Genomic DNA, 12,822 nt, shown 5'->3' on the forward strand with positions numbered 1-12,822 from the left:
ACAAAAAAAGTTTTTTCTAAAAAAATATTTGAAAGATTAAATCTTTTTTATTGATGTTTTGGATTATAATATTTTAGATATTAAATATTCTCTTCTTTTTCCGAAAGTTTTGATTTCAAGTTTTCTATCTCTTTTCGCAACTCTCTAATTGTACTATTTATTTCAGGAAGTCGTTTAACCAATACCACCTGCCTTGCAAATTCTTTTGAAGGAATGGCAGGGTATCCCATAAGGCTGCATGCAGAATCAACATTGTTTGGAATACCAGATTGAGCGCCAATATTAACATTATCGGCGATGGTAATATGACCGGCAAATCCAACCTGACCTCCAATCATACAATGTTTTCCAACTTTTGTTGAGCCGGCAACGCCAACTTGAGCCGCCATAACCGTACTTTCGCCAATCTCAACGTTGTGAGCCACCTGAATAAGATTGTCTAATTTTGCACCGCGTCTGATAACGGTAGAGCCCATTGTTGCTCTGTCTATTGTGGTGTTTGCTCCAATTTCAACATTATCTTCCACAACAACATTACCTATTTGAGCAATCTTCATATACTCACCGTTTTGAGGAGCAAAGCCAAAACCGTCGCTACCAATAACGCAACCAGCATGTATTATAACATTATTACCAATTTTGCAGTTGTGGTAAATCTTGACACCGGGATATATAATACAATTTGTTCCAATTTTAACATTATCACCAATATAGCATTGTGGATATATTTTGCTGTTGTTATCAACAGAGGCATTGCTTGATATGTAAGAGAATGATCCAATATATATATTATCTCCAAGAGTTGCACTATCGGCAACAAAAGCATTCTCCTCAATACCGCTCTTTTGAGGTCGGGTTGCTTGATCAACCATATTTAATAAAAGAGCAAGACATGCATATGGATCATCAACCTTAATGAGAGTTGTTTTTACCTCTTGCTCTGGAATAAAATCTCTTCTGACTAAAACTGCACTCGCTTCGGTAGTGTAAATGCAGTGAGTATATTTGCTATTTGCAAGAAACGACAAAGTTCCGGGTTTGCCATCATCTATTTTTGAAAGGTTGCTTACTTTAATAGAAGCATCGCCAACAACTTCTCCATGTAAGAACGACGCAATTTGTTCAACTGAAAATTCCATACTATATACTTTATGTAAAACCTCGTACTATTAAAGGTCGTAATAATTATATTTCTGCAAATTTCGTAAAAAAAATTTATATACTCCAATATTATTATGCTCTAAATTTGCAATTGTGTGAATAAATTACCTGCTTTTCAGAAAAACTATCCAATTTTAGAATATGTTTGAATCTGTAAAATTATAGTTATATGTTATTTTATTTAGTTGATTAACAAAAATAATTTAGCAATTTAACATTTGTTGTGTGTTGATTTTATCTATATAAATATATAATGTATTATAATTGCAGAAGAATTTTTAATTTTATGAACAAACTAATAATGCTTCATAAATAAATGAAAAAATTGATAACCCTATTACTCTCATTCTTGATGATACAGAGTGTGGCAAATGCAACGGTAAAATTTTATGATCTTTATATGCCCGAACCTTTGCCAGAAAATGCTCCAGACTGGATGAAGGCAATTGCTGAAAATCCATCGGGAGTAAACTTTTACGAAATGCAAGAAAAATATCAAGAGTGGGCTGCGGCTGATGTAGATGTTCGTGTAAGGATAGTGGAGAATAAACAAGTAGTTAATTTCTATCGAAGATGGATGAGTGCATATTGCGGCTATGTAACATCTGATGGAACAATTAAACTACCCACAATGGCAGAGTATAAAGCATACGTTGATGCAATAAATTCTTCTTCAAAAGCTACCCAAAGCCTTTTAAAAAGCGAGCTGGAGCAACCCATTTGGCGAAATATAGGACCAAATAAAACATATACCAATCAAAATGGAGAGTTAAAACAAAAAGATTCTCAAGTTTGTGTTTATCGTATAGCCGTAAGTATGACAGACAGTGCAACTCTGTATTGCTGAACTGAGAGTGGAGTTGTATTTAAAACAACAGACAAAGGCGAAACTTTACCATAAGTGCAACATATAGTTTCTAATCGTATAGTTTTAACAAACAAATAACGCATTCATACTTCAAGGCGAAGTCTCTTTTGATACTCTCCCTTGAAGTTTTTAAGTAAATTTATATTTATAGGCATACATTTTTATATAATAAAAAATTATATTACCTTTGCTCAGTCAAAGAGGAATAACCCTTTAGATGTGATTTATATTAAAACATACTGAATATGAAGTTGTTACAACAAAAATTAGCAAAGTATGATGCTCCTCAAAAAGCAAAAGCATTAGGAGTATATCCCTATTTTAGAGCAATAGAGAGCGACCAAGACACTGAGGTTATAATAAACGGTAAGAAAGTCTTAATGTTTGGTTCAAACAGTTATTTAGGTTTGACCAATCACCCAAAAATCAAAGAGGCAGCCATTGAGGCAACAAAAAAATACGGAACAGGATGTGCCGGATCTCGTTTCTTAAACGGAACACTTGACATACACACTCAATTAGAGAAACGCTTAGCAGAGTTTGTAGGAAAAGAGGAGGCGATAATCTACTCAACAGGATTTCAAGTAAACCTTGGAGTCGTATCTTGTTTAACAGGAAGAGCAGACTACATTATCTGGGATGAGTTAGATCACGCATCAATCATTGAAGGACGCCGTTTAGCATTCTCAACACAACTAAAATACAAACACAACGATATGGAGTCTTTGGAGAAAGTACTAAAATCGCTACCCGAGGACAAAGTAAAATTGATTGTAACAGACGGAGTGTTCAGTATGGAGGGTGATGTGGCAAATCTCCCTGAAATAGTTAAACTGGCTGAGAAATACAATGCTGCAACATACGTTGACGAGGCACATGGTATAGGAGTATTCGGACGCAACGGACGCGGAACATGCGATCACTTTGGAGTAACAAAAGATGTAGATTTGATAATGGGAACATTCTCAAAATCGTTTGCATCATTAGGAGGATTTATAGCAACCGATGCCGTAACAGCAAACTATCTCCGTCACAACTCACGTTCATACATATTCAGTGCAAGTATCACACCGGCATCAACAGCGGCAGCAAATGCAGCACTTGATATAATGTTGAGTGAGCCAGAGCGAATAGATAACCTTTGGGAGATTACAAACTACGCCTTAGAGGGATTCCGTAATATGGGCTGTGAGATAGGAAACACATCAACACCAATCATACCATTGTATATTCGCGACAATAATAAAACATTTATGATAACTCGCGAGTTATTTGATGAAGGATTATTTGTTAACCCGGTAGTATCGCCAGCAGTACCAAGCCAAGACACATTAATCCGATTCTCATTGATGGCAACACACACCAAAGAGCAATTAGATTATGCGTTTGACATATAGAGAAGGTGTTCAAGAAATACGAAGTGATAAAATAAGTTCATAGTATTAAGACTAACATATACAAAGAAAGAGTTGCATTTTAAGTGCAACTCTTTCTTTGTATTATTCCGGCAACTACCCAAATGGCGGTTGAGTTTACGAATCCGAAAACTAAAAACTACCATTACTTCATAAACACAAAGTAAACAGCCATAATAAGGCAGATGAAAGCAGCGAGGTGATTCCAATGCAGAGCCTCGCCTTTAAAGCAAACCGAAGCAAAAACGGTAAACACCACAAGAGTAATAACCTCTTGAATAACCTTTAACTGCATAAGTGTAAACGGACCACCGTTTCCCACAAAACCAATTCTGTTAGCAGGAATTTGGAACGAGTATTCCGCTAAGGCAATACCCCATGAAAATAGTATAACCACCCAAATAGGCCATCCGGTTGAGATATTCATCTCTTGTAATTTAAGGTGTCCATACCAAGCAAGTGTCATAAATATATTAGATATGACCAATAATATAACAGTATAAAATGCTGATAAATACATAATTATTTAAATTGGGAATTATTTTAAAAAAAATATCTCTAACAACTAAAAACTAACAACTAACAACTCTTTCTAGGCAGATAATCAGGCATAATGTTCTCCATACTCTTCCAGATACTGCTTCTCACATTAGGATTAAGCTTTTCAAGGTCAGCAATAATCTTTTCAACATCACTCCTGAAACTACTCTTTTCGTAAGGACAACACTTCTTCTGAATAACATACCCTTCGTTGTTTGCCAACTCTTTAATAACGCTCTCCTCAATCAAAGCGAGGGGACGAATAATAGCAACATCAAACTTCTCCATTTGCAAAAGCGGGGGCATTGATGATATAGAACCCTGAAAAGCCATATTCATAATAAGAGTAGCAATAACATCATCCTTATGATGTCCCAAAGCAATACGCTTAAAACCATTCTTTTTAGCATACTCAAAAAGAGCCTTACGTCTATACCACGAACACAAAAAGCAAGGCGATTTGCGTTTGTCTTTAGTAAGGTCAATTGAGATATCCATTACATCAAACTCAACACCTAAACCCTCGCAAAAACCTTTCAAATATTCGGTGTCTGAATCATACCCCATACCTTCGTTTCTGATATGAAGAGCAGTAACACTAAATTTTGGAGAGTGAATTTTAGACCGCATAGCAAGAAGCTGAGTAAGAGCCAACGAGTCTTTGCCACCCGACAACCCAATGAGTACCTTATCCCCATCAGCAATAAGAGCATAATCCTTAATGCAAGTTCTTACCAACTTATCACACTTCTTCAATAAAGAGTTGCTATCCTGTTGCATTGTAAAATATAGAGCAATTATTCTTTCTTTCGTAAAATTTGCCTGCAAATTTACTATTTTATTATTTAATAAGAGTGATAAAACTAAACTTTTACCTAAATTTGTGTTCTATATAGTATATAAGCATATATATAGTTTAATAGATAATATGGCAATAAAAACCCAAATATTCACAATGCGACCTATGCAGTTTGTAAACATAATATTGCATCTGCAACTCAAGCGTTACCGATATGTAGCAATAGCGGTAGCCGTAGCATTGATAGCGTTGCCCATAATAAAACTACAATATATCTACGCCTCAATAATAATACTGTTCGGAACAATCCCCTTTATAATATTTCATCTCTATTTTTCAGCAGTAATGCAGATAAAGATAAGCCCCTTTGCCGATAAACACTTGCTAATAGATGAAGAAAAAATAGTAGTAGTACCAACAGTAGGAGAGGAGAAAGAATTTAAAAAAGAAGAGATAAAATACAGAGGATATAACCGAGGGTATTACATATTAAGTACCCCCGATAAAGGATTACTGATGGTATCGGCAGAAGCCTTTAACACAGAAGAGGAACGAAACATATTTATAAAATTATACACATCAAAATAAACATAATATGAAACAGATAAAATATACAATCGTATCACTCATACTACTATTTGTAGCACTACCCCTCTCGGCGCAAACATTAGAGGAGGCAAAAAAGATGTATAAACAAGGCGAGTATGCACAATCCAAAGAGGTATTTCGTAAACAACTCAAGAGTCGTCCCAACGATGCACAACTAAACCAGTGGTACGGAGTGTGTCTATACGAAACCGGCGAGGCAGAAAAAGCAGAGCCATATCTGCAAAAAGCAGCAAAAAAGAAGATACAAGACTCGTTCCTATATTTAGGCAAGATAGCATTTGACAACTATAACTTTACACAAGCAAAAGAGTATTTTGAGCAATACATTGAGGCGTTAGAGAAAAACAAAGGCGAGGTAGCAAAAGGCGAGAAACTATATAAAAGAGCCGCACGATGCGAATCAATGCTGCGCCGAACAGAAAAAGTACAAATCATAGACTCGATAATAGTAGCAAAAGAAAGATTTTTGGATAGTTACAAACTGTCGCACGAATGTGGAACACTATCATACTTCTCTGATATATTTGGAGGCGAGGAGGAGGGAACACTCTACAAAAATCAACGCGATGACAAAGTGCTTTACTCAACCCCCACAGACAGCATCTATACAATAAAGATGCGTAATAGAATGAACGATGGCAACTGGAGCGAAGAGATAACCGTAGATGTAATGCCTGAAGTGGAGGGAAACAAAGCATATCCCTATCTTCTAAGTGACGGATTAACCCTCTATTTTGCTACCGACAACGACTCATTATCGATAGGCGGATACGACATATTTGTAACACGCAAAAACCTGAATAGCGATGAATATCTCTCGCCGAGCAGCTTAGGAATGCCATTTAACTCAACCGCCAACGACTATATGATGGTAATAGATGAGTACAACAATGTAGGATGGTTTGCAACAGAACGAAATCAACCGTCTGATAGCGTAGCCATATACATATATATACCCAACGAGGTAAAAGAGATATATACCCAACTCTCACTCGATTCAATAAAACCCTACGCACAAGTAGCCACAATATCACAAACATGGCTCGAGGGCGAAGAGCAGAACTATAAACAATTATTAAAACAAGTCTATACCGAGATAAAACCCATACAAAACAGAGAAGAAGCCGATTTTGAATTTATAATAATACCGGGAGTAACCTATACAAAATACACACAATTCAAAAATTCCAAAGCATTAGAACTCTACAAACTGGCCGAAGGAGTAGAACGCGAGATTGCCAATCAACAAACACACCTTAAAGAGTTACGAGCAAAATATGCCAAAGCAACACCCTCGCAAAAAGAGGAACTCGCAGAGTCAATATTAAAGGCAGAAGATAATCTCAAAACCCTCTATCCTCAACCAGAGCAATATCGCAATGCTGCTCGCCAAGAGGAGGTAAAGTAATCCATACAACATCTATATTAAAAAAAATAACGGACAGAGAATCACTCTGTCCGCAAAATATATTATCTCAAATTTTAAGCCTATTATTTAAAACAGCTCAAAAGCACCCCCTAAAATCTAATTGAAGCACTTTAGAGAAATCTCGTTGCCGTCAAACTCAGCGTAAGAGAGGTGCGAAATCCAGTCGCCTATGAGAACAATCTCGCCACCGCTCGTAAGAGTACGGCTGAATAACAAGTGCTGATGACCAAAAACAAAGAAGTCAATCTTCTTATCCGATTTACAATTAAACTCCGTAGCCCACACCACAAGAGGATTATTCTCATCATTACCAAACTTAGGCGTTTCGCCACCAGCCTTTCTGCTGTTCGATGACCACCCATGGGCAAACGGAACACTCCAGCGAGGATGTATGGCAGAGTATAGTTTTTGACACACCTTGTTGCGGAATAACCAGCGAATAAACAAAAAACCAAACGAGCGTTTTCCTTCGCCATCGCCATGTCCCAAGTAAAAGCGTTTGCCACCTAATTCAGTAACAATTGACTCTCTATGGAGAGTAATACCAAGTTCCGAAGGCAGATAATCAAAAATCCAAATATCGTGATTACCAATAAACCAATGCACCTCAACGCCACTATCGGTAAGTTCAGCAATCTTACCAAAGAAGCGAGTAAAACCGCGAGGCACAACGCAACGATACTCAAACCAATAGTCCAAAATATCGCCGAGCATATATATTGCCGAAGCCGACTCCTTAACCGAGTCTAACCACTCAACCACACGCATCTCCGTTTCGCGAGGCGATTTAAGCGTTTTAGCCCCCAGATGCAAATCCGATATAAAATAAATTTTCTTCATTGTTAACTAATACCTTAGAGAACTTGTCAGGTCTTGGTTATAATTAGTCCTATTAGCCCAATTAGTCTAACAACCAATTACAAGAAACCCAAATCAAGTTTAGCCTCTTCGCTCATCATATCTTTATTCCACTCAGGCTCAAACACAACCTGAAGGTCAACACTCTTAACCCCCTCAATACCCTCAAGTTTCATTCTCACGTCCTCCAAAATAAATTCGGCGGCAGGGCAGTTAGGTGCAGTAAAAGTCATCTCAACCTTAAGATTATTCTCCTCGTCAAAATCAATAAGGTAAATAAGTCCCAAGTCATAAATATTAACAGGAATCTCAGGATCATAAACGGTGCGAAGCATCTTCACAACCCTCTCCTCTAAAGTTGGCTCGTGATCTAACATACTATTTCTCCTCTGCTACCTTTTCAATAACTGCAACCAAATGTTTATAAAAGTTTGCTACCGCAGGAATATGCATCTTCTCATCAGGAGAGTGAACACCTCTAAGAGTAGGGCCAAACGAAACCATCTCCAAGTAAGGATATTTCTCCAAGAACAAACCGCACTCCAAGCCGGCGTGAATAGCCTTTATAGCAGGTTTCTCGCCAAACAGTTGCTCGTAAGTATCAACAGTAGTTTTTAAAATAGAAGAGTCCATTTTAGGTTTCCAACCGGGATAGCCCTCGCTATGAGAAACAGAAGCACCGGCAAGAGTAAAGATACTCTCAACGCTGAAAGCAGTAGCATGTTTAGCCGACTCAACACTACTTCTCTGGCTGGTAGAGATAACAAACTTATTTTCTCCGGGCATCTTCACCGAAGCAAGATTAGTCGAAGTCTCAACCAATCCCTCCAAGTCGCGGCTCATAGCCATAACCCCTTGCACACAACCATTCAAAGCGTTAATAAGATTTTGAGCAGTAGTTTGCTCAATAACATCAGCAGGCTCGGTACTCTCCCAACGCATCTTAAAGTTATCATCAACCCCTTTAAGTTCGTTAGCCACCTCAGCAGCAAACATATTCAACGCAACAGTAATAGGCTCTTTATCCTCTTTCCTGACAGCCACCACAGCCGAAGCCTCGCGAGGAATAGCATTTCTCAAGTTACCACCCTCAAAACTAACCAAGCATAAAGGATTTTTACGCATCCACATCATCAAGAAACGAGAAAGAATCTTAATAGAGTTACCAAGACCTAAATGAATATCGCAACCAGAGTGACCGCCACGCAAACCCTCAACAAAAATCTTAATAAAGTGATAACCCTCTGGAGCCTTCACAGTAGAGTAGGGAAGAGTAGCAATAGTGTCAACGCCACCCGCACAGCCAACAAACACCTCGCCCTCATCCTCCGAGTCAAGGTTAAGAAGATATTTGCCCTTCATAAAGCCCTCTTTCAAAGCAAAAGCACCAGTCAAGCCGGTCTCCTCATCAACAGTAAAAAGAGCCTCTAACGGACCATGTTTAATATTCTCATCAATAAGAATAGCCATAGCACCAGCCATGCCAATACCGTTGTCAGCACCAAGAGTAGTACCTTCGGCACGAACCCAATCGCCATCCACAACAGTTTTGATAGCATCAGTCTCAAAGTTAAAATCAACACCGCTATTCTTTTCACACACCATATCCATATGAGCCTGCATAGTAAGCACAGGAGCATTCTCGCAACCGGGAGTAGCAGGTACGCTCATAAGAATATTACCAGTCTCATCCTCTTTAGCCTCAATATTATTTTTCGCAGCCCAATCCATTAAGTATTGGCGAATCTTCTCCTCCTTTTTTGAAGGGCGAGGCACTTGAGTAATCTCATTAAAAATAGTCCAAATAGCCTGAGGCTTTAAATCAGTAATCTTCATAAATATTGTTTTTTAAATTATAATCACATATATAATAACATCTAATATGATTTATTTTGCTATATTTGCAACCGCATAAGCAATTAGGCTTATGCAATACCATTTAGAAAATACAATAACAAAATAAAAATATAGTTCACAAATATAATATAAAAATGTGGTATATAGTATTGCTTTTTACATTTCTTCTCCTTATTTTTGCAATATTCGCAATGTCGGTAAAGATTTTGTTTAAAAAAGGAGGAAAATTTCCCAACGGACACATAGGTAAAAGCAAACATATGAAGGACCGAGGTATAACCTGTTCAGTATCAACCGATGCCAGAGACCGGGCAAAAAAGAATCTTAACGATATAATATCAGAACAAAACAGAGAAAATTAATAACAAAAAAATAATATAAAAAATTTATGAAAAATTTCAAAACACTATCAGTAGTAATAGCGGCACTATTATTAGCCGTATCATTTACACAATGTAAAAATGCCGATTGCAACGGAGGAGTAGCAATACCAAACGACAGCACACAAACCAACGTATTAAAAATAGCATACGTTGACACCGATTCATTGTTAAGAAGCTACACCCTTGCACAAGAGTTAAATAACGAAATGTTGCAAATGCAAGAAACAATGAGAGCAAACATAAACGAGCGAACAAAAGCATTTGAAAAAGAGGTAGCAGAGTTCCAACGCAAAGCCGAAAACAATGCATTTCTAAGTCCCGATAGAGCACAACAAGAGTCGCAACGATTAGCCAACGAGGAGCGTAAACTACAAGAGTACGCACAAAAACTTGATTTAGAGGCAATGCAAAGCACACAAAAAATGCAAATCAGAGTAAACGACTCAATCCAAAACTACATCGATGAAGTATTAAGCAGCGCCTACGACATAGTATTAACACAAGTAGGAACATTGCATGTAACCAAAAAAATGGATATTACCGAAGAGGTAATAAAAGGATTAAATGCACGTTACAAAAAATAAGAAGCAAAAAAAAATAAAACAAAGAAATGGTTGCCTTATGGTAACCATTTTTTTTTAATTAGTCTAATTAGTCCAATTAGCCCAATTAGTCTAATTAGTCCAATAGCTCCAAAAATTAATTCCTCATTCCTCATTCCTAATTCCTAACTCCTAATTGTGGCTTTCGCCATGTACTAATTGAAAAAAAACTCTTAAAAAATGTATATAATCAAAAAAAAGCATTACCTTTGTAGGTTGAAAATTAGAAGATTACTTAGAGGTAAATAGAAAAGAAGAAAAAATATAAACACTATACAAAAACACAAACTATGAAAAAACAGACAGTATTAGGAGTATTACTCCTTTTTGTGATGTTTTGCTTTAATGCCAAAGCGGAAGTAATAACCGTTGAAGGAGCAAGTGAAATAGCAAACGCATTCTTCACACAGAGTGCAAGGTCACAAAAAACACAATTAAAAAGTGCAACACAGTTGGAGTATGCGTGGGATAGCAACTCTCTAACACAATCGGGCAGTTCAATGCTTAAGAGTGTAGAAGAAGATCCAACGTTTTATGTATTCAACAATCCCGATGGAGAGGGCTTCGTGATTGTATCGGGCGACAGCAATACCCGCAGTATCATCGGATACTCTTATGAGGGAAATGCACCTGCCGTAACCGATATACCCTTACCAATGCAAGACTACCTTTCAGGAATAGATGCAGAGGTAAAATATGCACGTGAGAATATAACATCAACAGGCAATAATCTCAAAAATTACAATGAGAATATCGCTGGAACACCCATTGTTGAGATAGAAACAGCAAAATGGGGTCAAGGAGCACCATTTAATAATTTGTGTCCTGTTGTACAAGTATATGACTCTAATAGCAATATTATTGAGACATCAACATTAACAGGATGTGTTCCAACAGCATTTTCAATAGTAATGCGCTACCACGAGTGGCCTATACAAGGAAAAGGATCTATTGTTGCTTCATGGACAGTAGATCAGTACAATGGGTATAATCCCACAAACTGTCCAGTGGTAACAATAGATCACACTGCAACAACATATGATTGGGATAATATGCCCCTTGAGTACTCTGCTAATTGGACTCAAGAGAATATAACACAAGTTGCAACATTAATGCGAAATGTAGGTTATGCCTTTGGTGTAACATATACACCGGGAAATACTTCTATTACAGATGGTGATCTTCCTGAAAAAATAAAGACATGTTTCGATTATACAATAGAAACTACCGTTTTGGGAAATTACAATGTTCCGGAAGCAATAAACGATATTTCTGAATGGAAAGAAAAATTAAAAAGAAGTCTTGATAATGATTGCCCAATTCCATATGCTGCAAAAAATTCGGGAACAGGAGATTCTCGTCATATGTTTGTAGTTGACGGATATACCAACAATGACTATTTCCACTTTAATTTTGGATGGAAAGGTAATGGTAATGGATGGTTTACTATTGATGCAATAACTCCTTCAACAGGCGATAATTACTCGTGGACAGACTCAGGTTCAGAGCATAGAGCATATATCAACTTTAAACCCAACAAGCAAGTAACAGTTTCAGTTGCAGCAGACCCTGATACAGCAGGCAGTGTAACAATTGATGGAGAGAGCGTAACATCAAAAGTGGTAGAAGCAGGCTCAACAGTTGAATTAGAGGCAACAGCAACAGGAACAGCACAATTTGTAGGTTGGTATAATGGAAACATATCATTAAGTAGCGAAAATCCGTATTCTACAACCATTACAAGAGATGTAACCTATACAGCAAAGTTTTCTGATAACCCAATTGAATTATCCGTTGGTGCTGTGGCAGAGGATTTACTTTCTAATACAAATGCAAACAATAAAGTAGAACCAAGTGCAGCAACTGTATGTGTTGGCGATATAGTAAATCTAAAAGCCCAAGCAACAAGAGGATATAGATTCGATGGCTGGTATGCTCCAGTCTATAGTATGGACGCACCTATTAGTACCCAAGCGGAAACATCTATTACTATTATATCTGAATATGCTTCGGGAAATTACTTGGCAATAGCAGGTAAATTTTCTCAACTCTCACCAATACAACCCACAGTAGTATCATCTAACTCCGATATGGGTTCTGCTTCGTATAGTATTACAGCAGGAACACAAGAGTTATATGCAGGAGAAGAAATAACACTTGTTGCAACTCCAAAATCAGGATATATGTTTACAGGTTGGAGTGATGGAACATCAACCATAAGCACAAGTAAAACATATACAGTAGCAGTTGAAGAGGGTAAAACATATACTGCAAACTTTGCATTATCAGGAGCTGATTATA

The 12,822-nt window shown here is 37.3% G+C and carries 13 protein-coding genes; 7 read left to right on the top strand and 6 right to left on the bottom strand.

Annotated features, from left to right (window positions below):
* Positions 1-80: 80 nt before the first annotated feature.
* Positions 81-1,139: a UDP-3-O-(3-hydroxymyristoyl)glucosamine N-acyltransferase gene (gene lpxD / locus IKK64_05580; GenBank protein ID MBR4119535.1), complete on the bottom strand. Its 1,059-nt coding sequence runs from the start codon at positions 1,137-1,139 to the stop codon at positions 81-83.
* Between the two features lie 338 nt (positions 1,140-1,477).
* Here lpxD and IKK64_05585 point away from each other — a divergent pair, with 338 nt between their 5' ends.
* Both IKK64_05585 and IKK64_05590 read left to right on the top strand, forming a co-directional pair.
* Positions 1,478-2,008, top strand: a complete 531-nt coding sequence (locus IKK64_05585) for a hypothetical protein (protein ID MBR4119536.1) — start codon at positions 1,478-1,480, stop codon at positions 2,006-2,008.
* A 266-nt stretch (positions 2,009-2,274) separates the two neighbouring features.
* Complete coding sequence (locus tag IKK64_05590) at positions 2,275-3,426, top strand: pyridoxal phosphate-dependent aminotransferase family protein (protein MBR4119537.1); 1,152 nt, start codon at positions 2,275-2,277, stop codon at positions 3,424-3,426.
* A 163-nt stretch (positions 3,427-3,589) separates the two neighbouring features.
* Here IKK64_05590 and IKK64_05595 read toward each other — a convergent pair whose 3' ends face one another.
* Complete coding sequence (locus IKK64_05595) at positions 3,590-3,964, bottom strand: DMT family protein (protein MBR4119538.1); 375 nt, start codon at positions 3,962-3,964, stop codon at positions 3,590-3,592.
* Positions 3,965-4,023: 59 nt separating this feature from the next.
* Positions 4,024-4,764, bottom strand: coding sequence for an adenine nucleotide alpha hydrolase family protein (locus IKK64_05600; GenBank protein MBR4119539.1), 741 nt, complete (start codon positions 4,762-4,764; stop codon positions 4,024-4,026).
* A gap of 148 nt (positions 4,765-4,912) precedes the next feature.
* Here IKK64_05600 and IKK64_05605 point away from each other — a divergent pair, with 148 nt between their 5' ends.
* Both IKK64_05605 and IKK64_05610 read left to right on the top strand, forming a co-directional pair.
* Positions 4,913-5,371, top strand: coding sequence for a hypothetical protein (locus IKK64_05605; GenBank protein ID MBR4119540.1), 459 nt, complete (start codon positions 4,913-4,915; stop codon positions 5,369-5,371).
* Positions 5,372-5,378: 7 nt separating this feature from the next.
* Positions 5,379-6,800 carry a tetratricopeptide repeat protein gene (locus tag IKK64_05610; GenBank protein ID MBR4119541.1) on the top strand — a complete coding sequence of 474 codons (1,422 nt, stop codon included), beginning with the start codon at positions 5,379-5,381 and terminating at the stop codon, positions 6,798-6,800.
* Positions 6,801-6,917: 117 nt separating this feature from the next.
* Here IKK64_05610 and IKK64_05615 read toward each other — a convergent pair whose 3' ends face one another.
* The 3 genes from IKK64_05615 to IKK64_05625 form a co-directional block, all read right to left on the bottom strand.
* Positions 6,918-7,661: a UDP-2,3-diacylglucosamine diphosphatase gene (locus IKK64_05615; GenBank protein MBR4119542.1), complete on the bottom strand. Its 744-nt coding sequence runs from the start codon at positions 7,659-7,661 to the stop codon at positions 6,918-6,920.
* A gap of 77 nt (positions 7,662-7,738) precedes the next feature.
* Positions 7,739-8,056 (bottom strand): DUF59 domain-containing protein, encoded by a 318-nt coding sequence (locus IKK64_05620; GenBank protein MBR4119543.1) that lies wholly within the window; start codon positions 8,054-8,056, stop codon positions 7,739-7,741.
* Between the two features lies 1 nt (position 8,057).
* Positions 8,058-9,515 (bottom strand): aminoacyl-histidine dipeptidase, encoded by a 1,458-nt coding sequence (locus IKK64_05625; protein MBR4119544.1) that lies wholly within the window; start codon positions 9,513-9,515, stop codon positions 8,058-8,060.
* A 212-nt stretch (positions 9,516-9,727) separates the two neighbouring features.
* Here IKK64_05625 and IKK64_05630 point away from each other — a divergent pair, with 212 nt between their 5' ends.
* The 3 genes from IKK64_05630 to IKK64_05640 all read left to right on the top strand — a co-directional run.
* Positions 9,728-9,898, top strand: coding sequence for a hypothetical protein (locus IKK64_05630; protein ID MBR4119545.1), 171 nt, complete (start codon positions 9,728-9,730; stop codon positions 9,896-9,898).
* A gap of 26 nt (positions 9,899-9,924) precedes the next feature.
* The gene (locus IKK64_05635; GenBank protein MBR4119546.1) at positions 9,925-10,503 is read left to right on the top strand and encodes an OmpH family outer membrane protein; all 579 of its coding nucleotides are present in this window, start codon (positions 9,925-9,927) and stop codon (positions 10,501-10,503) included.
* Positions 10,504-10,811: 308 nt separating this feature from the next.
* On the top strand, positions 10,812-12,822 hold a 2,011-nt coding region (locus IKK64_05640; protein MBR4119547.1), incomplete at its 3' end, for a C10 family peptidase.

This window comes from Bacteroidales bacterium, assembly GCA_017521245.1.
GTDB lineage: Bacteria > Bacteroidota > Bacteroidia > Bacteroidales > G3-4614 > Caccoplasma_A.